Raw genomic sequence first — 18,026 nt, 5'->3', positions numbered from 1 at the left:
CTTCGGGTGTCGTGAGGTGGGCGGGGTCAGGCGCCTTCGCCGGTGCCGCGGCGCCGGGACCGGGGGCCGGACTCCAGCTCCTCGGCCGCGCCGAGGAGGTTGCGGAGCTCGACCTCCTCGCGCTCGACGTCGGTCGGGTCGAACAGCCACTCCGAGGCCGGCTGCCCGGCCGCTCCCGGCTCGCTCGCCTCGGCGAGGTCCAGTTCGGCCTCGACCTCCACCTCGAACTCGATCTCGAACTCGTCGCCCGTCGGCGTGCTCATCTGTCCTCCACACACGGGTCGTCGGCCGCACGGCCGCACGGCCGCTCGGCCGGACGCTTGGTCGCAGGGCCGGACGCTTGGTCGCAGGGCCGGAGGCTTGGTCGCAGGGCCGGGCGCCTGGTCGCGCGGACCGGCCGCAGGGGATCCGCCCGGAGGCGCGCAGGCGGGTGGGGTCTCGCCGGGCCGGGCGGCCCGCCCGGCGGCCAGGCCGTCGCGGTGCGGGGTCAGGAACCCCGGAGAACCCGCAGGTGGGCGCGCTCGGCGAGCTCCGCCTCGTCCACCAGGGTCAGCATGGGCTTGCCGGGCTCGCAGAGCATGGTGACGACGAACCGGACCGGCATGTCGTCGCGGTTGTTGCCGTCCTGGTAGTGGATGACGTCGCCGCCGGGCTCCCAGAACGCCTCGCCCGCCGGGATCGGCCGGGGCGGCTGCCCTTCGAGCTCCATCAGCATCTCGCCCTCCAGCACGTAGCCGAACGCGGGACCGGGATGCCGGTGCGGCGGCGCGCCGGGGTCGCCGGGCGGGTACTCGATGACCACGGTCATGGCGTGCGCGCCGGCCGGGATGAAGGGCGGCTCGACCTCCTGGACGGTGGTGAGCGCGGTCTGCCACGCGTTCGACCTGGGCTTCCGTTCGGCGGCAGTGGATTCAGGACCGGACATGGAAGTGCCTCCTCGGCTCGTCGGTGCGGACGTGGTCACGTGACGGGCGGTCACGTGACGGGGTTCGCCGCCAGCCAGTCGGCGTACCTGATCTCGCTGAGGGTCGCGGCGCCCTCGTCCGGGACGAGGTCGCGCTCGTGCATCTCGGCGCCGAAGTAGTGCGCGTGCGGGTCGGTGACCACCTCGCGCGGGTCGCCCCACGCGGTCAGCGCCTTGCGGAAGAACTCGTCCATCCGGGACACCTCGGGGCCGGCGATCTGGATCCGGCCGTTCAGCGGCGCGCCCGCCGCGGTCCGCGCGACCGTCCGGGACACCTCCTCGCCCGCGATGGGCTGGAACAGCACCGGCGGCATCGGGACCGTGTCCCCGCCGGCGGCGGCCTCGTCGGCGATCCTGCGCCCGAACTCGAAGAACTGCGTCGCGTGGACCAGCGAGAACGGGATCGGCGACTCCTCGATCAGCTTCTCCTGCGCGACCTTCGCCCGGAAGTAGCCGATGTCGGGCCGCCGGTCGGTGTTCACGATCGTCAGCGCGACGTGGTGGCCCACGCCCGCCTTCTTCTCCGCCTCCAGCAGGTTGCCGGTCGAGGTCGTGAAGAAGTTCAGCACCGCCGCGTCCTCGAAGGACGGCGAGTTGGACACGTCGATCACCACGGACGCGCCCTCCAGGACCTCGGCGAGCCCCTCACCGGTGAGGGTGTCGACGCCGGTGTTCGGCGCCGCCGGCACCGCCTCGTGCCCGTGCTGCCGGAGCATCTGCACGGCCTTCGAACCGATCAGGCCGGTGCCGCCGATGACCACGATCTTCATAGGGTTCCCTTCCGTCCGCCGGGCCGTCGGTCACCGCCCGGTCGCCAGCTAAGACAGGCCACCCCGCCGGGCTGTGACAGCTCCGGCGGAGGATTCCGGGAAGCGGCCGGATCGGGCCCCGGGCGTCACAAACAGGGCCTCCGCCTTGTCTTCGCGGCTGGACGAGCCATGTGACGACGGGAGCGAGACCGTGCCGCCAGCAGGTGCCGCGTGCCGGATCCGGGTCCGGATGACCGCGCGCGCGATCGACGAGCCGCACCGCGCCTCGAGCCAGCTCGAGCTGCTGTTCGACCTCACCTTCGTGGTCGCGGTCGCGGCCGTCACCGCCCGGTTCGCCGACCACATCGCCGACGGGCACGCCCTGTCCGGGCTGGTCCCGTTCCTGCAGGTCTTCTTCGCGGTGTGGTGGGCGTGGATGAACTTCACCTGGTTCGCGTCGTCGTACGACACCGACGACGTCCCGTACCGGCTGCTGACCATGCTGCAGATGGCGGGCGTCCTCGTCCTCGCCGCCGGCGTCCCGGCCGCGGCGGACCGCTCCGACTACCGCACCGTCGCGATCGGCTACCTCGTCATGCGGACCGCCCTCGTCGCGCAGTGGCTGCGGGCCGGCGCCGAGGACCCGGCGGGCCGCCGCACCGCGCTGCGCTACGCCCTCGGCGTCACCGCCGCGCAGGCGGGCTGGATCCTCTGGCTCGTCGCGGCGGAGGCGGGCGCCCTGCCGCCGGCGGCCGGCGTCCCGTCCTTCGCGGCCCTGGCCCTGCTGGAACTCGCGGTGCCGTGGTGGGCGGAGCGGGCCAGCCCCACCAACTGGCACCCGCACCACATCGCCGAACGCTACGGCCTGTTCACGATCATCCTCTTCGGGGAGAGCGTCCTCGCCGCGTCGAACGCGGTCGCCGGGGCGCTCGACGAGGCCGAGGTCAGCGGCCGGCTCATCGTCATCGCGGGGTCCGGCCTCGTCCTGCTGTTCGCCCTCTGGTGGCTCTACTTCCTCGTCCCGGCGGGCGAGGGGCTGAGCGACGGCCGCCGCCGGTCCTACCGGTGGGGCTACGGCCACTACGGCATCTTCGCGAGCCTCGCCGCGCTCGGCGCCGGGCTCGAAGTGGCGGTCGGGCAGACCGGGCACGACGCCGCGGCGTCGCCGCTCGCGGCCTGCTACGCCGTCGCGATCCCGGCCGCGCTGTTCATCCTGCTGCTCTGGACGGTCCACACGCCCCTGCTGGGCGCGCGCGTCATGCATCCGGCGGTGGTGCTGTGCGGGGTCACCGCCATCCTGCTGCTGCCGCTCGCGGCCTCGGGGGCCGGGGTGGCCGCGGTCGTCGCGGCGATCGCGGCCACCTGCGTCCTGACGACCGTCCTCACGATCATCCCGAACCGGGAGAGGCGGTGACCGCCCGGCCGGCGGGCACCGGCAGGTCCTGGTAGTCGTTCCTGTCGGTCATGGTCGGGACTCCCTCTGCGTCGTGCCGGCTTGTCATCGCGCGTCCTTCAGCTCACCGGCACGGGCGCGGTGGACGCCGATGCTCCGGGCGCCGGGGCGGCGGGAGTGCCGGCGGACGCGTCGGACGCGGCCCTGCGGGCGGCCCGGATGCGGCGCCGCTCGCCGGGGGTCGTCCCGGCCCAGATGCCCTCCGGTTCACCGGTCGTCAGCGCCCATTCCAGGCAGCGGCGCGCGGCCGGGCACGCGGCGCAGACCCGGCGGATCGCTGCGATCTGGTCCGCGTGAACGGTCTCGTCGCCCAGCGGAAAGAAAAGGTCGGCATCGACCGACACGCACGACGCGGTCTCCGTCCAGTGCAGATTCATCGTGCTCGCCCTCTTTCCGCGGGTCCGGGCCATGGATCGTTGGTCGTCACTGTCCCTCCAACCGGCTGCTTCCATTCGGGGCCGAGAACAACGGTCTCCGAAACGGCGCCCGGTGGGACCCGTGTACCTCCCTAGCGAGTCCCTAGCCTCGATCCCCCGGGAAATCGGTTGGCTACGGAGTGACGCCCAGGGGTAATGGGACGGCTTGCCCGTGGTCAGGTGCGGGCAGCATGAACACCACGCGGAGGGACGGCCCTCAGCCCGTCCCTCCGCTCTTGTTCAGGCCGCGCGCAGGGGGGCGAGGGCTCGGGTCCAGGCGATGTCGACGGCGCGGGCCCCGCTGACGTTGCTGCCGTAGGCGACGAAGCCGGCGGCCTTGTTGGTCCACTCGGCGTAGAGGAAGTCGACGGCGTTCTTCAGCGCGGACGGGATCGAGCGGTTGTACTCCGGAGTGACGAACACGAAACCGTCGAGCTCGGCTATCTTCGCGCTCCACTTCCGCGTATGCGGATGCTCGTAGTCCCCATGAGCGGGGAGCGCGGCTCGTCGAAGACGGGAAGGTCGTAGTCGGCGATGTCCACGGTCTCGAATTCGGCGCCGGCGTGCTCGCGCGGCCCTTCTTCAAAGGGAAGGCCGTGCACTTTGACGTCAGTTGCGAACATGAATGGAGGAATTGAGCGGACCGGGCCGCCGTGGCGGCTGGAGCGCCACCGCCAGGCCGGTCAGGCGAAGCGCCGTCGCGCCGCGCAGGTGCGGGAGGTCCGCGGAGCCGTCGCCCGTGCGGGTGAGGAAGGCGACCTGTTCTGTCCAGGTCAGGTCGGTCGATCCGGCGTCGCCGGCCAGCTGGACCGTGACGAGCGAGGTCCAGCGCAGCACCTCGTCGACAGTGGATGCGTAGACGTAGACGATGCGCCGCTCCGGCACGATGTCGAGGTAGCGCGAGCGGTAGTCGAGCTGCTCCGGCGCCGCGTCCAGGACGGCGAAGGTGCTCTGCGCGGTCTCGCCGCCGCCGACGCGGAACTCGTGGTGGTACGTGGCTCCGGACCCGGGGAGCTTGACCCAGCGCCGCCGGACCGCGTCGTCGGCGAAGGCGGCGAAGACCGCGGACGGGGGCGCGTCCAGGCGCCGGGAGATCGTGAAGGTGTCGTGGCGGACCTCGGTTCCGCCGTCCGTCCGCCCGGGTCCGGTGTCCTGGTCGCTCATCCCGCGTCCTCCGTTCGCTGGCCGCCGCAGCGGGCCTGCACGCTTACGATCGGTAGGAATCGCGGATCGGCGGGCATTAATCCCCCTCGCCAATACGCACTTTGAGGTAGGCAACGCACGCGAAAGGCCGAATCGCATGGACGTCGCGCTCCGCGCCGAACTGGCCGCGCAGGGGGTCGCGCCCGACTGCATCGAGACCATCGGGCTCGTCCGGGACATCCTCGCCCGCGTCGGCGACAAATGGACCGTCCTGATCGTCACGGAGCTCGCGTCCGGTCCGATGCGCTACACCGCCCTGCACGAGAAGATCAGCGGCATCTCCCAGCGGATGCTCAGCCACACCCTGCGTGCGCTGCACCGCGACGGCCTGGTCACCCGGACCGCCTACGCCGAGGTCCCCCCGCGAGTCGAGTACGAACTCACCGCGCTCGGCCGCTCGCTCGCGCAGGCCGTCGACCACCTCGTCCTCTGGGTACGGACCCACCAGTCCGCCATCGCCGGCAATCGCGACGCCTTCGACGGCGACGACTGACGCGGGATCAGTCCGTGCCGGTGACGTAGCGCGGCCGCCGGGACCCAGCTCCCGCACCGTCTGCTCCACCGCCTCCGCCGCGGCGTCGGGACGGGCAGATCGGCCTGGACGACCACGGCCCCGCCGCCGTCCGCCTCAGTTCCCCGGCGACCTTCCGGGAGCGCGGCCGGCGGCCGGGCTCCCCTCGCCGTCCGGCCCTGACCGCCGGCCAGGACGCGCTGCACATCTTCGCGGCGCAGCCCTTCGGTGACCGTTTTCCAGGGGGGCGCACGTTCACTCCTTGGTGCAGGAATGGCGAAGGGCCGCCGGACCGGGTGGTCTGGCGGCCCTGTTCGGCCGGTTCACGGTGTCAGGCTTTGTTGTAGGTGTGCTTGGCCCACAGGTACGACAGGAGGGCGATGCCGGCGCACCAGGCGGTGGCGATGGCGGCGTCGTTGCCGATGGGGGTGCCGAGGAGGAGCCCGCGGACGGTCTGCATGATCGGGGTGAAGGGCTGGTACTCGGCGAACCAGCGCAGGGCGGTGGGCATGGAGTCGGTGGGGACGAAGCCGCTGCCCAGGAAGGGCAGCAGGATCAGGGGCATGGGGGCGTTGCTGGCGGCCTCGGGCGTCGGGGACTTCAGGCCCAGGGCGACCGACAGCCAGGTGATGGCCAGGGCGAACAGGGTGAGCATGGCGGCGGCGGCGAGCCAGTCGGTGGCGGTGGCGTGCGGGCGGAAGCCGATGGCCAGGGCGATCCCGATGAGGACGGCCATGCCGAGGAGCTGCTGGACGACGGCGGCGATGACGTGGCCGGTCAGCACGGAGGCGCGGGAGATCCGCATGGTGCGGAAGCGGGCGATGATGCCTTCGGTCATGTCGGTGGCGACCATGACGGCGGTTCCGGTGGCGCCGGTGGCCACGGCCATGAGCAGGATGCCGGGCAGCACGTAGTCGATGTAGGCGTCGCGTCCGCCGCCGAGGCCGCTGCCGAGGGTGCCGCCGAGGACGTAGACGAACAGCAGCAGGATGATCACGGGCGTGATGATCAGCTGCACGGTCATGGAGGGGTAGCGGATCAGGCGCTTGAGCTGGCGGCGGGTCATGGTGCGGGAGTCGCGCAGCGCCAGGGAGAGGGTGTTCATCGGGCGGTCTCCTGCTTCCGGTCGTCGTTGCGGTGGTCGTCGTTGCGGTGGGCGTCGGTGGAGTGGGGCTGGCCGGTGAGGGTGAGGAAGACGTCGTCGAGGTCGGGGGTGTGGACGGCGAGGTGGGCGGGTTCGATGCCGGCGGTGTCGAGCTGGGCGAGCAGTTCGCGCAGGGAGGCCACGCCGCCGTCGGAGGGGATCTGCAGGGTGAGCCGGTCGTCGTCGGAGGGGTCGAGGAAGCCGCGGCCGAGCGCGGTGAGGGCGCCGGTGAGGGTGTCGTCGTCGGTGAAGCGCAGGGACACGTGGCCGCCGGGGATGAGGCGCTTGAGCTCGTCGGCGGTGCCCTCGGCGATCAGCCGTCCGTGGTCCAGGAGGGCGATGTGGTCGGCGAGTTCGTCGGCCTCCTCCAGGTACTGGGTGGTGAGGAAGATGGTGACGCCGCCGGCGACCAGTTCCCGGACGATCTGCCACATGGCGCGGCGGCTGCGCGGGTCCAGGCCGGTGGTGGGCTCGTCCAGGAAGATCACCCGGGGGTCGCCGACCAGGGTCATCGCCAGGTCCAGGCGGCGTTGCATGCCGCCGGAGTAGGTGGAGGCGGGCTTGCCGGCCGCCTCGGCGAGGTCGAACCGCTCCAGCAGCTCGGTGGCCTTGCGCCTGCCGTCCTTGCGGGGCAGGTGGTGCAGGTCGGCCATCAGCAGGAGGTTCTCCTCGCCGGTGAGCAGCTTGTCGACCGCCGAGTACTGGCCGGTGACGCCGATCGCGCCGCGCACGTCGTCCGGCCGCCGGTCCAGGTCGTGCCCGGCGATGCGCACCTGGCCGCCGTCGGCGGGGATCAGGGTGGACAGGATCTGGACGGTGGTGGTCTTGCCGGCGCCGTTCGGGCCGAGCAGGGAGAAGATCGTCCCTTCGGGGACGGCCAGGTCGATGCCGTCGAGCACGACCTTCTCGCCGGTCTTGTCGCGGTAGGACTTGCGCAGCCCGACCGCCTCGATCGCCAGGTTCGTCATGGGGGGCTCCTCAGGGTGGGTGGGGTGAGACCCGGGGGGCGGGCCCGCCCGAGGGCGGGCCCGGTGGTCCCCAAGGCGTAGGGGTCAGAGGCTGCGGGCGGTGATGTCGCCCTTGGTGGTGGTGGCGTGGATGTCCAGGGCGGTGGTGCCGTCGTTCTTGAGGGTGTTGGTAATGCGGCCCAGGGTGGTGCCGGCGTCCAGGGCGGCCGAGAGGCCGGGGGCGGCGCCGATCGAGATGTCGCCGGCCTGGGTGCTCAGCTCGACCCGCCCGGCGCCGGCGGCCTCGGTGATGCGGATGTCGCCGCGCTGGGTGGTGATGTGGGCGGTGCCGTTGAGGCGGCCGACCTCGACGTCGCCGTCGGTGGCGGTCAGCCGCACGCTCGCGGCCTCGTCGATCTTGATCTGCCGGTAGGCGCCGTCGAAGGCGACCTCGCCGAGCCGGCCGACGCCGCGGAACTCGGTCGCGGCGGCCTCGGCCTCGATCCGTGAGCCGGCGGGCAGCTGGACGGTCACCTCGACCGCTCCGGTCGAGCCGAAGTACTGGTTGCCGGACGGGGCCTGGATCCGCAGCGTCCCGTCGGCGAACTCGACGCTCACCTGCTCGGCGGCCTTGGCGTCGCGGTTCTTCGCCGGGTCGGCGGGCCGGACCTGCACGGTGGTGTCGGCGCGGTCGGCGGCGATGATCTGCACGCGGCCGGCGGGGATCTCCAGGGACGCGGTGATCGGGGCGGGGGTGGTGAAGGTGGTCATCGTGGTGCTCCCTGCTGGGGGGTGGCCTTGCGGCCTGCTCGTTTCTGACAACGCAAACGCTACGTTGCCTTTCGAGAATCAGCAAGAAGCTTGTTGCACAGAATCAGCGTCTTCGCTGGTCATCTGGAGATTTTCGTTGCAACGGTTAGCAATGCAATGCAACGAAACGGACACTTCTGTTGCAATGGCTTGGGAGTGAACGCTATGGTGAGGGCGTCCGAGGAGCATGAAGGAGGCCGTGATGCCGGGAGGCAGGCTCACCCAGCAGGAACGCCAGCAGATCGCGGTCGGGCTGGCCGACGGCCTGGCCTACGCCGAGATCGCCCGGCGCCTGGAGCGTCCGACCTCGACGATCACGCGCGAGGTGATGCGCAACGGCGGCCCCGCCGGCTACCGCGCCGACCTGGCCCATCGCGCCACCGAGCGGCGCGCCCACCGCCGGCGGCAGGCCGCGCCCCGGGGGCCGGAGGCGCCCCCGCAGGCCGACGGGCGCGACCCCGAGGCCGTGCGCGAGTTCGAGGAGTCGCTCACCACCGTCTTCATGGCCTCGGGCACGCCGAAGATGATGGCCCGGGTGATGGCCTGCCTCTACACCACCGACTCCGGCAGCCTCACCGCGTCCGAACTCGCCGGGCGCCTCCAGGTCAGCCCGGCGTCGGTGTCCAAGTCGATCACGTTCCTGGAGGAGCAGGGCCTCGTCCGCAGGGAGCGCGCCGAGGGGCGCCGCGAGCGCTACATCGTCGACGACGACATCTGGTACCAGTCGCTGGTCGCCAGCGCCCAGGCCCTCGTGCAGGTCATGGAGGCCATGCGGCAGGGCGTCACCGTCCTCGGGCGCGGCACGCCCGCCGCCGACCGTCTCGAGGGCGGGGCTCGCTTCATCGACTTCGTCAGCGAGAGCCTGCTCCGTGCCGCCGAGCAGGCGCGCGAGGTCCTCCACACCGGTGCCGGCGCGGCGCCCGAGAACGTCGCGGAGCCGAGCCCGGCCGGAGGATGAGCGGCCGGGCTCGCCCGGCATGACGACGGGACGGAGGCGGCCCCGCCGCTCTCCGTCCCTGTCGCCGCTCCGCGCGTCGCCGCTCCGCGCGCCGCCGCGGTTACGAGGTGCCGCGGATGAAGTCGGTGACGAGCCTGTTGAACTCGTCCGCGTGCTCGATCATCGCCCAGTGCCCGCACCGGTTCAGCAGCACCAGCCGGCTGTCCGGGATGGCGGCGAGCAGGTGGAGCGAGTTCTCGAAGGGCACGACCCGGTCGTCCCGCCCGTGGATGAGGAGCGTCGGGACCTGGATGCCGGGCAGCAGGTCGGGCCTGACCCAGATGGGGAGCGGCGCGCCCTTCGGCAGCCCCTCGACGTAGTTGCGCAGGTGCTCGGGGCGGGCCAGCGCCGCGTCCGAACGGGCCGCGCACAGCTCCGGCGTGGCGAACCGGGCCTTGTCGAAGCACATGATCTCGACGAGCCGGCGCATGTTCTCCGGACTCGCGTCGCGGTACGCCTCGATGAGGACCTTCAGGCCCTCGGACGGTCCGTCGCCGGGGCCGAAGAGCGACGGGATCCGCCCCACCGGCGGGCCCATCGTGACCAGGTGGGTGATCCGGTCCGGGTGCTCCGTGGCGAGCCTGAGCGAGGTCTGCCCGCCCATCGAGTTCCCGACGAACGCGGCCTTGGCGATGCCGAGGGCGTCGAGGAACTGGATCGCCGCGTCCACGTGGTCGAGGCGGTCGACGGTCGCCGCGTCCGACTCGCCCCAGCCGGGCATGTCCACCGCGTACACGTGGAAGTGCCGGGCCAGCGCCTCGATGTTGCCGGAGAAGTTGCTCCAGCCCGTCGCGCCAGGGCCGCTCCCGTGCAGCAGGACGACGGGCTGCCCGTCGCCCGCCTCGTAGTAGCGGAGCTTCCAGTCCCGGGTCTGGACGGTGCGCGCGGCCTCGGCCTGGGTCAGTGCCATCAGAGGGCGTCCTTTCCGGAGGCGCGGGAGAGCAGGCCGGCGACGACCCCGGGCGGCCGGTGCCCCCAGCTGTGGAGCCGGTCCAGCGTCTTGACCTGCCAGGTCGCGTCGTCGACGAGCAGGCCGCCCCAGCCGTACTCGACGCTGAAGCCGGAAGGCGTCTGCACGTAGAAGCTGAACATGTGGTCGTTCGGGTGCATGCCGAGGGTCATCTCGAACGGCTGGCCCGCGTCCATGCAGCGGTCGTAGGCCATGCCGACGTCGCGGACGTCGGTCACCTCGATCATGAAGTGGTGGGTCCGCTTCGGGTGCGGCATGTCGCCGAACGCGACGGAGTGGTGGCGGGGGTTGCAGCGCAGGAAGATCAGGTCGGCGACGGCGCCGGGGGCGAGCTCCTCGACGATGCGGTCGGAGATCCGGAAGCCGAGCAGCCCCTCGTAGAACTCCAGGTACGTCTCGCGCGCGACGCCCTTCGACAGGAGCACGTGGTGGCCCGCGCCTCCGGCGCCGGTGACGAACCCGCCGAGCAGCGCGTCGGAGTGGAAGGGGGTGGGGGCGTCGGCGAAGCCGGTGACCAGTTCGACACGGTTGCCCATCGGGTCCGCGGTCACGGCGATGCGGTCGACGGCGCGCGACGCGGCGAGGTCGGCGTCGCCCTCCGCGACCTCGACACCGGCGGCCGCGAGCCGTTCGATGAGCGCGTCGAGGGCGGCGCCGTCCGCGACCTCGTAGCCGCTGGCCACCAGGTCGTCGGCCGGTCCGCGCCGGACGAGCCAGCGGTGGGCCTTCCGGTCGGTGCGCAGGGCGATGGCGTCGGCGGACTTCTCGGCGAGCTGCATGCCGAGCAGGCTCACGCCGAAGTGCTCCCAGTCGTCGAGGCTGCTCGCCTCGTAGACGACGTACGCCAGTTCCTTGACTCCGGTCATCGGGAGTCCTCCTTGCTCTCGGCGCCGCGGTACGAGCGGCGGGACGGGCGGCGGGCCGTGCGGAGGCCGCGGGACGGGCGGCTGCGGGTCATGCGGGGGCAGCGAGGCCGGAGACGTCGGCGGCCGCCACGAACCGGTCGGGGCGCACCGCGACGGCGCGGACGCCGTACCGCGCCAGCCACGGCAGCAGCACCTCGTCAAGGTCGACCAGTTCCTCCGGGCCCCGCGTGTAGGCGGTCTTCGGGCGGACCGCGACGTAGCGGGCGCCGAGCGCGTCCCAGCGCTCGCGCTCCGCGGCGGTGAGCAGGCCCGCCGGGTCGACGTCCGCGCCGAGCAGCACGAAGCCGTCACCGAGCAGGTCGTCGAGGCGCGCCATCCGGCCGGTCGCGTCCCCCGCGACGGGCTGCGGGACCATCCGGCCGACGATGCTCGCGTCCCCGACCGGCCCGCGGATCCAGCCCGCCTCCAGCACCGGCGGCGCGGTCAGCGGCGGCTCGAACGGCGTCACCGTGCCCTCCGGCACCCGGTTCATCTCCTCGATCTCCGCCGGGGTCGCCTCCTGCTTGATGACCCGGCCGAGCCCGACGGCGAGGGCCGTGTAGAACGCGGCGTTCGGCCGCCGCTCGGTCTCGTAGGTGTCGAGCCAGCTCTCGTCCAGCTCGCCGTTGAGGACGCGGGCGAGCTTCCAGCCGAGGTTGTGCGCGTCCCGCATGCCGGTCTGCATCCCGGCGCCCGCCCACGGCGGCATGAGGTGGGCGGCGTCCCCGGCGAGGAAGATCCGGCCCGACCGCCAGGCGTCCGCCATCCGGGTGTGGTGGCGGTAGAAGGCCCACTGGTGGATCGAGACGTCGTCGGTGGTGACGCCCAGCGCCTTGAGCAGCGGCCAGACGTCGTCCTCGGACGCGAAGTCCGCCTCGGTCTCGTGCGGCTCGAGCGGGATCTCCCAGCGGTGGTTGCCCGCGGACAGCGCGATGTCGACCACCGGGCGCCGCCGGTCGGACCAGAAGGTGAGGAGGTCGCGGTCGGGCCACCAGCGCTTGACGCGGCAGTCGATGACGATCCACCGCACGTCGATCGTGTCGCCGTCGAGCCGGCCGCCGATCATGCCGCGGGTGGGGCTGCCGCCGCCGTCGGCGCCGATCGCGTAGCGGGCGCGGACGGTGCGCTCCTCGCCCGTCGCGGCGTCCACGGCCGTCACCGTCACCCCGGTGGCGTCCTGCTCCAGCCCGGTCACCTCGGCGCCGTAGCGGACGTCGATCAGGTCGCCGTGCTCCTCGGCGCAGGCGCGCAGCTCGGCCTCCATGGCCGGCTGGTAGATGTTGTAGAAGCGGGGCCCGGGGCCGAGCGCCGACGGCGGATGCTCGACGCGCATGATCTCGGTGCCGTCGTAGGTCACCCAGCGCAGGGCCCGCTGCGGCTCGATCACCTTGGTGATCCGCTCGTCGATGCCGAGGCTCTGGAAGATCCGCATCGTCCAGTCGTTCACCGTGACGGCGCGGGCGCGCGGGTAGATGGCGGCGTCCCGCTCGAACGCGACCACCGAGACGCCGCGCTTCGCGAGGGTCAGGGCGGCGGTCACGCCGGTGGGGCCGTAGCCGACGATCGCGACGTCGGCGTCGAAATGCTGGCTCATGCGGGCTCCGGGGCGGCTCTTCCGACAAGTTTTGGACCGGTCGTTCGGTACAACAGTGGCCACCCTCACATGTGTTCCTCCTGGGTGTCCATGAAATTCCGCTGTGCAGAATCGCCCGCGCGAGGGGGCGGCGCGGGGCGTCTATGCTTCGACGCGTGGCGGACGAGACGATCGGGAACCGCCGTGGCCGCAGGTCACGGGAGGAGATCCTCGACGTCGCGGCCCGGATCATGGCGGAGCGCGGCTACGCCGCCACCTCGCTGTCGGTGCTGAGCCGGGAGACCGGCCTGCCGAAGAGTGCGGTGTACCACCACTTCCACTCCAAGGCGGGGCTGCTGTCGGCGGTCATGGCGCGCGGCGCCGAGGACTTCTTCGCGGCGATGCGGCGGGCCCAGGCGGGCGGCCCGGAGGGCGGCACCCCGCGCGAGCGGCTGACGTGGTTCCTGCTGCGCACCGGCGAGGTGTTCCTGGACCGCCCGGAGTTCCTGCGCCTGCACCTGCTCCTCGTCATGAGCGCCGAGGCCGCCGAGGCCGAGGTGGACGGCATCATCGAGCGGGTGCGGCGGGACGGCCGCGCGCACATGAACAAGATGATCGCGCTGTCCTTCGCGCCGGAGGGCGAGGAGATCGCGCAGGCCGTCGCGGACCAGCTCGACTACTTCGGCATCGCCGGGTTCGATGGCGCGTTCGTCGCCCTGCAGGCCGAACCGCACCGCGACCTCGCCGCCCAGATGCGGCTGCTCGCGGAGGCGGTGGCCGCGCTCGGCGAGGCGCGGGCGGCCGGGCTGCGCGCCGCCGCGCCGTCCGCGCGCGGCGCCTGACCCGCGACGACGCCTGACCTGTCACGACGGCTGCCCCGCCACGACGGCTGCCCCGCCACGACGGCTGACCGGCGGCGACGTGGGAAGGGTCACCGCCATGGACATCGATCTCAGCGGGCGGACCGCCTTCGTCAGCGGCTCCACCCAGGGCATCGGCCGCGCCATCGCCGCGGGCCTGGCACGGGCCGGAGCGACCACCGTCGTCAACGGGCGGTCGGACGGAAGCGTCGCGGGCGCCCTGGACGCGCTGCGCGCCGAACTGCCGGACGCCGACGTGCGGGGCGTGGCCGCCGACGTCGCCACCGCCGAAGGCGCCGAGGCGGTACGCGCCCAGGTGCCCGACGTGGACATCCTGATCAACAACCTGGGCATCTTCGGGGCGCGGCCCGTCCTGGAGGTCGACGACGACGAGTGGCGGCACTACTTCGAGGTCAACGTGCTGTCGGGGGTGCGGCTCGCCCGCCTCTACCTGCCGGGCATGACCGGGCGCGGCTGGGGGCGCGTGCAGTTCATCGCCAGCGACTCGGCGGTGGTGATCCCCGAGGAGATGGTGCACTACGGCGTCTCGAAGACGGCGCTGCTGGCCGTCTCGCGCGGCTACGCCAAGGCCGTCGCGGGGACGGGCGTCACCGTCAACACCGTCCTGGCCGGGCCGACCCACACCGGCGGCGTGGAGGACTTCGTCGCCGAGATGGTCGGGGACGGCCTGCCCTGGGACGAGGCGCAGCGCCGCTTCATGGCCGAGCACCGCCCGAACTCGCTGCTCCGGCGGCTCATCGAGCCCGAGGAGATCGCCGGCATGGTCGTCTACCTCAGCTCGCCGCACGCCTCGGCCACCACCGGCGGGGCGATCCGCGCCGACGGCGGCTACGTCGACGCGATCCTGCCCTAGCGGAGCGCCCGCCGGGCCGGCGGGCGCCGCCGGAACGGCTAGGGGATCAGGACGACCTTCCCGGTGGCCTGGTCGTTCTCCATGTGGCGGTGGGCCGCGACGACGTCCGCCAGGGCGAAGACGCGGTCGATGTTCGGCCGGTAGACGCCCGCCTCGACCTGCCGGACGATCCGCCGCAGCAGCGCGGCGCCCGCGGCGCCCTTGAGGTCGTCGCTGTGGAAGGCCGTGAGCCTCGTCCCGGACGGGATCATCGCGACCGGCTGGAAGTCCGGGATGGCCCAGCCGCTGAGCGAGCCCGCCACGCAGACCGTCCCGCCGCGGCGGGCCAGGCGCAGGGAGTCCACCGCCGTGGCCGCTCCGACGAGGTCGAGGACGTGGTCCGGGCCCTCGGGCCAGATCGCCCGCACGTCCTCCGCGAGCGAACCGCCGGTGTCGACGAGCACGTGGGCGGCGCCGGCGGCGGCCAGCGCGTCGATCCTGTCCTTCTGCCGGGTGGTGGCCGCGATCTCCAGGCCGTGGGCGGACGCGATCGACAGGGCCGCCATCCCGACCGACGACGTCCCGCCCCGGACGAGCAGCCGCCCGCCGCCCGGCCCCGCGCCCAGCGCGTCGAGTGCGTCGAGCGCGCCCTGCGCCGTCAGGTACGTCTCGGGCAGCGCCGCCAGGACGTCCCAGGGCAGCGTGGTGGCGACAGGCATCAGCAGCGCGTTCGGCAGCAGCGCGTACTCCGCGTAGCCGCCGTCGAACTCCCGCCCCATCTCCCCCATCACCGCCGCGACGGTCGTCCCCTCCGGCACCGCGGGATCGGTCGACGCCGCCACGACGCCCACGCACTCGATGCCGAGCACGCGCGGGAACACCACGTTCGGGGAGTGCCCCTGGCGCGTCCGCAGCTCCGACCGGTTCAGGCCCGCGCCCATGACCCGCACCAGGCTCCAGCCGTCCCGGACCGCCGGGACCGGCACCTCGCGGACCTCCAGCGTCTCCGGCCCGCCGGGCCCGAGGCAGACGGCCGCCCGCATCGTCGCGCTCATCGCACATCACCTTTCGACGGAAGGAGGAGGACGCGGTTCATGCGTCCACTCTCGCCGGAGGGCGGTGCGGCCGACCACCGGTAGAATGCCAACCCATGCCCGTTGGCCGCCACGTTCCCGCACCCGGTCCGGCGTCCCGCCTGTGGCCGTCCGGAGGGGCGCATCTGTGGCCGGCGGGCGGGACGAGCACGGCGCAGACCCACTCGCGCGGGCACCTGGTGTACGCGGCCCGCGGCGTGCTGTCGGTGCACACCGAGGACGGCACCTCGATCGTCCCGGCCAACCGGGCCGCCTGGACCCCCGCCGGGTTCACGCACCACCACCGCGCCCACGGCACCACCGACATGCGGATCGTCTTCCTGCCGGCGTCCCTGGCCCGGCTCGTCCCCGACCGCCCCGCCGTCTACCTGGTCTCCGACCTGGCCCGCGAGATCCTGCTCGCGCTCACGGGCCCGCGCCGCGAGGACCGCGCCGCGGACGCCCGGACCCGGCTCCGGCGCGTCCTCGTCGACGAGCTCCGCGAGGCGCCCGAGCAGCCGCTGCAACTGCCCGAACCACGCGACGACCGGTTGCGGGCCATCGCCCGGGCGCTGCGCGAGGACCCCGCCGACACCACCTCGCTCGCCGGGCTCGGGCGGCGGATCGGGGCCAGCCCCCGGACGCTCAGCCGCCTGTTCCGCAACGAGCTCGGCATGACCTTCTACCAGTGGCGCACGCAGCTGCGCGTCCACCACGCGCTCGTCCTCCTCGCCGAGGGCCACGACACGACCCGCGTCGCGCACGCCTGCGGCTGGGCGAACCCCAGCGGTTTCATCGCGGCCTTCGCCGACCTCGTCGGCACGACCCCGGGCCGCTACCGGACGAACCCGTGACGGCGCCGCGGGTCAGAAGTGCTGCTCCAGGCGGGCGGCGACCTGGCGGTACCTGCTGACCGGCACCAGGTGCACGCCGTCGAAGGCGCCGCTGTCGCGGATCGCCAGCACGTGCTCGCACGCGGCGTCCACCCCGGCGTCCCGGTCCCGCTCGACCGCCGCGACCAGGTCGTCCGGGATGGCGATGTCGGGGATCGCCGCCGCGAGGTTGCGGGCCATGCCGGTGCTCGCCAGCACCATCACGCCCGCGTACACCGGGACGTCCAGCCGGACGCTGTCCCGCCAGCGCAGCAGGGCGTCCAGCGAGTAGCTGACCTGGACGAACACGAAGTCGGCCTGGGCCTTCCACGCGGGGACGGCCCGCAGTCCGGTGGCGACGCCGGCCCGGAACGGCGCGCGTCCGGCGAACACCGGGTCCTCCGCCGCCGCCCGCGTCTCCTCGATCATGGCGCGCACGTTCAGCTCGCTCGTCCGCCCGCCCACGGTCGGCTTGTCGCCGTAGACGAACAGGAACCGGTCCACCCCGTACGCCGCGGCCGTGAGCAGGTCGCGGCGGAACCCCAGCAGGTTGCGGTCCCGCGAGTTCAGGCACGCGATCCCGGAGGCGCCCATCGCCTGCACCTCGTGGGCGACCGCCACGCTCGACACCGTCGCCCGCCCGATGTGGTTGTCCGGGATCAGGAACGAGTCGGCGACCGGGCTCAGCACGCCGATCTGGTGCCGCACCCGTGCCAGATCCGGACGGACGGGCGGCTCGATCTCGCAGATCACCTCGAAGCCATCAGCCACCATCCCCGAACCCTACAGGCGCCGCCCCACCGGGTCTTGCGGAAGGCGGCGAATGCGCCCTGTGGGCCGGGACGAGGGCGCGGTAGACCTCGCGCGGGATGTCGCGCTGAGGCATCGGATGATCTCCTTCTTCGACAGTCGCCGCGCGGTCGAGGCAGTGCCGGAGGCCGGAACTCCACATCGATAAGTTGCGATCAGGTACGAACTGCGGACGGTCTCGTCTGCCAGGCCATGAGCGACCTGGAGGGGGCACGACAGAAAGGCGATCGTCTTGAAGGTCAACCGACCCGCGAAGCACATGATTTCGCTGGCGATCAGCGGATCCGCGATTATCGGCACAACGGTGCTTGTCACCGCACCCCAGGCATCCGCTGCGTCCTGGGATCACAGGATGCTCTCCGGCGACATCAACCCGGGCGCAGCGATCCGCTTCGTGCAGCGCGGCGATGTCGTACAAGTGTGCGACATCGAAGCGGACAGCTACACCGCATACGGACGTGTGTCCTGGAGCACCAAGTCCTACTCTCTCCGAGTAGCCGGTAGAGGCAGGTGCATTCAGACGGACGCCAGAACCCACAATCTGCCCGAGAAGACGAAAATCACTTTCCGTATCTGCCTGCAGAAGGCCAGCGACAAATACTACTGCCACACCACCAAGTGGTACAACGGCAGGTAATCAGAAGTAGGACTCCAAGGCGCCGGCTTCGCAATTACACTTCGAGCGTGTCTCATGTGGGGAGTTGTGTGAGCTTCTTGTAGCAGGTGATGGCTGCGGCGAGAACGAGGAAGGCGTTGAACAGGTGGCCGTGGCGTTCGTAGCGGACGGTCAGGCGCCGGTAGCCGAAAAGCCAGGCCAGAGTCCGTTCGATCTTCCAGCGGTGGCGGCCCAGACGCTCGCTGGACTCGATGCCGGCTCGGGCGATGCGCGGCACGATCCCGCGTCCCCGCAGCCAGG

General features: G+C 72.5%; 22 protein-coding genes. 7 read left to right on the top strand and 15 right to left on the bottom strand.

Going from position 1 to position 18,026, the window contains the following annotated elements; all coding sequences use genetic code 11:
* Window positions 1-26: 26 nt before the first annotated feature.
* The 3 genes from J4557_RS36525 to J4557_RS36515 all read right to left on the bottom strand — a co-directional run bounded on the left by J4557_RS36525 (window position 27) and on the right by J4557_RS36515 (window position 1,734).
* On the bottom strand, window positions 27-263 hold the full coding sequence (locus tag J4557_RS36525) for a hypothetical protein (protein ID WP_208271373.1): 237 nt from the start codon (window positions 261-263) through the stop codon (window positions 27-29).
* A 224-nt stretch (window positions 264-487) separates the two neighbouring features.
* Entirely contained in the window at window positions 488-925 is a 438-nt protein-coding gene (locus J4557_RS36520) for a cupin domain-containing protein (protein ID WP_208271372.1), read from the bottom strand.
* Between the two features lie 50 nt (window positions 926-975).
* Window positions 976-1,734 (bottom strand): SDR family oxidoreductase, encoded by a 759-nt coding sequence (locus J4557_RS36515; RefSeq protein ID WP_208271371.1) that lies wholly within the window; start codon window positions 1,732-1,734, stop codon window positions 976-978.
* Window positions 1,735-1,924: 190 nt separating this feature from the next.
* Between J4557_RS36515 and J4557_RS36510 the strand changes: the two genes are divergently transcribed.
* The gene (locus J4557_RS36510) at window positions 1,925-3,127 is read left to right on the top strand and encodes a low temperature requirement protein A (protein WP_208271370.1); all 1,203 of its coding nucleotides are present in this window, start codon (window positions 1,925-1,927) and stop codon (window positions 3,125-3,127) included.
* A gap of 98 nt (window positions 3,128-3,225) precedes the next feature.
* Here J4557_RS36510 and J4557_RS36505 read toward each other — a convergent pair whose 3' ends face one another.
* From J4557_RS36505 to J4557_RS36495, 3 genes are all read right to left on the bottom strand, one after another.
* Window positions 3,226-3,543 carry a WhiB family transcriptional regulator gene (locus J4557_RS36505; RefSeq protein ID WP_208271369.1) on the bottom strand — a complete coding sequence of 106 codons (318 nt, stop codon included), beginning with the start codon at window positions 3,541-3,543 and terminating at the stop codon, window positions 3,226-3,228.
* Between the two features lie 279 nt (window positions 3,544-3,822).
* Window positions 3,823-4,005 carry an NADPH-dependent FMN reductase gene (locus J4557_RS51880; RefSeq protein WP_307800408.1) on the bottom strand — a complete coding sequence of 61 codons (183 nt, stop codon included), beginning with the start codon at window positions 4,003-4,005 and terminating at the stop codon, window positions 3,823-3,825.
* Between the two features lie 186 nt (window positions 4,006-4,191).
* Entirely contained in the window at window positions 4,192-4,746 is a 555-nt protein-coding gene (locus J4557_RS36495; protein WP_208271368.1) for an SRPBCC domain-containing protein, read from the bottom strand.
* A 136-nt stretch (window positions 4,747-4,882) separates the two neighbouring features.
* Here J4557_RS36495 and J4557_RS36490 point away from each other — a divergent pair, with 136 nt between their 5' ends.
* On the top strand, window positions 4,883-5,278 hold the full coding sequence (locus J4557_RS36490) for a winged helix-turn-helix transcriptional regulator (RefSeq protein ID WP_208271367.1): 396 nt from the start codon (window positions 4,883-4,885) through the stop codon (window positions 5,276-5,278).
* A gap of 349 nt (window positions 5,279-5,627) precedes the next feature.
* Here J4557_RS36490 and J4557_RS36485 read toward each other — a convergent pair whose 3' ends face one another.
* The 3 genes from J4557_RS36485 to J4557_RS36475 all read right to left on the bottom strand — a co-directional run bounded on the left by J4557_RS36485 (window position 5,628) and on the right by J4557_RS36475 (window position 8,158).
* Window positions 5,628-6,401, bottom strand: a complete 774-nt coding sequence (locus J4557_RS36485; RefSeq protein WP_208271366.1) for an ABC transporter permease — start codon at window positions 6,399-6,401, stop codon at window positions 5,628-5,630.
* Window positions 6,398-7,408 (bottom strand): ATP-binding cassette domain-containing protein, encoded by a 1,011-nt coding sequence (locus tag J4557_RS36480; protein WP_208271365.1) that lies wholly within the window; start codon window positions 7,406-7,408, stop codon window positions 6,398-6,400. The genes J4557_RS36485 and J4557_RS36480 overlap by 4 nt, the downstream gene beginning before the upstream one ends.
* A gap of 84 nt (window positions 7,409-7,492) precedes the next feature.
* A complete protein-coding gene (locus tag J4557_RS36475) occupies window positions 7,493-8,158 on the bottom strand; it encodes a DUF4097 family beta strand repeat-containing protein (RefSeq protein WP_208271364.1) in 666 nt (221 codons plus the stop codon).
* 241 nt (window positions 8,159-8,399) lie between these two features.
* Here J4557_RS36475 and J4557_RS36470 point away from each other — a divergent pair, with 241 nt between their 5' ends.
* Complete coding sequence (locus J4557_RS36470) at window positions 8,400-9,155, top strand: GbsR/MarR family transcriptional regulator (protein ID WP_208271363.1); 756 nt, start codon at window positions 8,400-8,402, stop codon at window positions 9,153-9,155.
* A 100-nt stretch (window positions 9,156-9,255) separates the two neighbouring features.
* Here J4557_RS36470 and J4557_RS36465 read toward each other — a convergent pair whose 3' ends face one another.
* The 3 genes from J4557_RS36465 to J4557_RS36455 all read right to left on the bottom strand — a co-directional run bounded on the left by J4557_RS36465 (window position 9,256) and on the right by J4557_RS36455 (window position 12,663).
* Window positions 9,256-10,104, bottom strand: coding sequence for an alpha/beta fold hydrolase (locus J4557_RS36465; RefSeq protein ID WP_208271362.1), 849 nt, complete (start codon window positions 10,102-10,104; stop codon window positions 9,256-9,258).
* Window positions 10,104-11,030: a VOC family protein gene (locus tag J4557_RS36460; RefSeq protein ID WP_208271361.1), complete on the bottom strand. Its 927-nt coding sequence runs from the start codon at window positions 11,028-11,030 to the stop codon at window positions 10,104-10,106. Before J4557_RS36460 ends, J4557_RS36465 begins: the two co-directional genes overlap by 1 nt.
* An 88-nt stretch (window positions 11,031-11,118) precedes the next feature.
* A complete protein-coding gene (locus tag J4557_RS36455; protein ID WP_208271360.1) occupies window positions 11,119-12,663 on the bottom strand; it encodes a bifunctional 3-(3-hydroxy-phenyl)propionate/3-hydroxycinnamic acid hydroxylase in 1,545 nt (514 codons plus the stop codon).
* Window positions 12,664-12,818: 155 nt separating this feature from the next.
* On the opposite strand from J4557_RS36455, the gene J4557_RS36450 reads away from it, so the two are divergent.
* Entirely contained in the window at window positions 12,819-13,484 is a 666-nt protein-coding gene (locus tag J4557_RS36450; RefSeq protein WP_208271359.1) for a TetR/AcrR family transcriptional regulator, read from the top strand.
* A 97-nt stretch (window positions 13,485-13,581) separates the two neighbouring features.
* A complete protein-coding gene (locus tag J4557_RS36445; RefSeq protein WP_208271358.1) occupies window positions 13,582-14,376 on the top strand; it encodes an SDR family NAD(P)-dependent oxidoreductase in 795 nt (264 codons plus the stop codon).
* A 38-nt stretch (window positions 14,377-14,414) separates the two neighbouring features.
* Here the strand turns inward: J4557_RS36445 and J4557_RS36440 are convergent, their stop codons facing one another.
* On the bottom strand, window positions 14,415-15,410 hold the full coding sequence (locus J4557_RS36440; RefSeq protein WP_208271357.1) for a zinc-binding dehydrogenase: 996 nt from the start codon (window positions 15,408-15,410) through the stop codon (window positions 14,415-14,417).
* A gap of 95 nt (window positions 15,411-15,505) precedes the next feature.
* Here J4557_RS36440 and J4557_RS36435 point away from each other — a divergent pair, with 95 nt between their 5' ends.
* Entirely contained in the window at window positions 15,506-16,282 is a 777-nt protein-coding gene (locus J4557_RS36435) for a helix-turn-helix domain-containing protein (RefSeq protein WP_208271356.1), read from the top strand.
* Between the two features lie 12 nt (window positions 16,283-16,294).
* On the opposite strand, the gene J4557_RS36430 is transcribed toward J4557_RS36435, so the two are convergent.
* The gene (locus J4557_RS36430) at window positions 16,295-17,074 is read right to left on the bottom strand and encodes a methylenetetrahydrofolate reductase (protein WP_208271355.1); all 780 of its coding nucleotides are present in this window, start codon (window positions 17,072-17,074) and stop codon (window positions 16,295-16,297) included.
* 268 nt (window positions 17,075-17,342) lie between these two features.
* Between J4557_RS36430 and J4557_RS36425 the strand changes: the two genes are divergently transcribed.
* Window positions 17,343-17,747, top strand: coding sequence for a hypothetical protein (locus J4557_RS36425; RefSeq protein ID WP_208271354.1), 405 nt, complete (start codon window positions 17,343-17,345; stop codon window positions 17,745-17,747).
* A 52-nt stretch (window positions 17,748-17,799) separates the two neighbouring features.
* Here J4557_RS36425 and J4557_RS50115 read toward each other — a convergent pair.
* Window positions 17,800-18,026 (bottom strand): transposase (locus tag J4557_RS50115; protein ID WP_372442569.1); only part of this gene is annotated, 227 nt, incomplete at its 5' end.

This window comes from Actinomadura nitritigenes, from assembly GCF_017573545.1.
Lineage (GTDB): Bacteria > Actinomycetota > Actinomycetes > Streptosporangiales > Streptosporangiaceae > Spirillospora > Spirillospora nitritigenes.
The sequence above is the reverse complement of the archived record's forward strand: the minus strand, read 5'-3'. Positions and strand labels throughout refer to the sequence as shown.

Bases quoted from the DNA above. Each gene is read 5' to 3' on its own strand.
- J4557_RS36475 (WP_208271364.1), bottom strand. From the start codon at position 8,158: ATGACCACCTTCACCACCCCCGCCCCGATCACCGCGTCCCTGGAGATC.
- J4557_RS36480 (WP_208271365.1), bottom strand. From the start codon at position 7,408: ATGACGAACCTGGCGATCGAGGCGGTCGGGCTGCGCAAGTCCTACCGC.
- J4557_RS36515 (WP_208271371.1), bottom strand. From the start codon at position 1,734: ATGAAGATCGTGGTCATCGGCGGCACCGGCCTGATCGGTTCGAAGGCC.
- J4557_RS36470 (WP_208271363.1), top strand. From the start codon at position 8,400: ATGCCGGGAGGCAGGCTCACCCAGCAGGAACGCCAGCAGATCGCGGTC.
- J4557_RS36485 (WP_208271366.1), bottom strand. From the start codon at position 6,401: ATGAACACCCTCTCCCTGGCGCTGCGCGACTCCCGCACCATGACCCGC.
- J4557_RS36455 (WP_208271360.1), bottom strand. From the start codon at position 12,663: ATGAGCCAGCATTTCGACGCCGACGTCGCGATCGTCGGCTACGGCCCC.
- J4557_RS36460 (WP_208271361.1), bottom strand. From the start codon at position 11,030: ATGACCGGAGTCAAGGAACTGGCGTACGTCGTCTACGAGGCGAGCAGC.
- J4557_RS36440 (WP_208271357.1), bottom strand. From the start codon at position 15,410: ATGAGCGCGACGATGCGGGCGGCCGTCTGCCTCGGGCCCGGCGGGCCG.
- J4557_RS36505 (WP_208271369.1), bottom strand. From the start codon at position 3,543: ATGAATCTGCACTGGACGGAGACCGCGTCGTGCGTGTCGGTCGATGCC.
- J4557_RS36525 (WP_208271373.1), bottom strand. From the start codon at position 263: ATGAGCACGCCGACGGGCGACGAGTTCGAGATCGAGTTCGAGGTGGAG.
- J4557_RS36490 (WP_208271367.1), top strand. From the start codon at position 4,883: ATGGACGTCGCGCTCCGCGCCGAACTGGCCGCGCAGGGGGTCGCGCCC.
- J4557_RS36430 (WP_208271355.1), bottom strand. From the start codon at position 17,074: ATGGTGGCTGATGGCTTCGAGGTGATCTGCGAGATCGAGCCGCCCGTC.
- J4557_RS36445 (WP_208271358.1), top strand. From the start codon at position 13,582: ATGGACATCGATCTCAGCGGGCGGACCGCCTTCGTCAGCGGCTCCACC.
- J4557_RS36520 (WP_208271372.1), bottom strand. From the start codon at position 925: ATGTCCGGTCCTGAATCCACTGCCGCCGAACGGAAGCCCAGGTCGAAC.
- J4557_RS36495 (WP_208271368.1), bottom strand. From the start codon at position 4,746: ATGAGCGACCAGGACACCGGACCCGGGCGGACGGACGGCGGAACCGAG.
- J4557_RS36435 (WP_208271356.1), top strand. From the start codon at position 15,506: ATGCCCGTTGGCCGCCACGTTCCCGCACCCGGTCCGGCGTCCCGCCTG.
- J4557_RS36465 (WP_208271362.1), bottom strand. From the start codon at position 10,104: ATGGCACTGACCCAGGCCGAGGCCGCGCGCACCGTCCAGACCCGGGAC.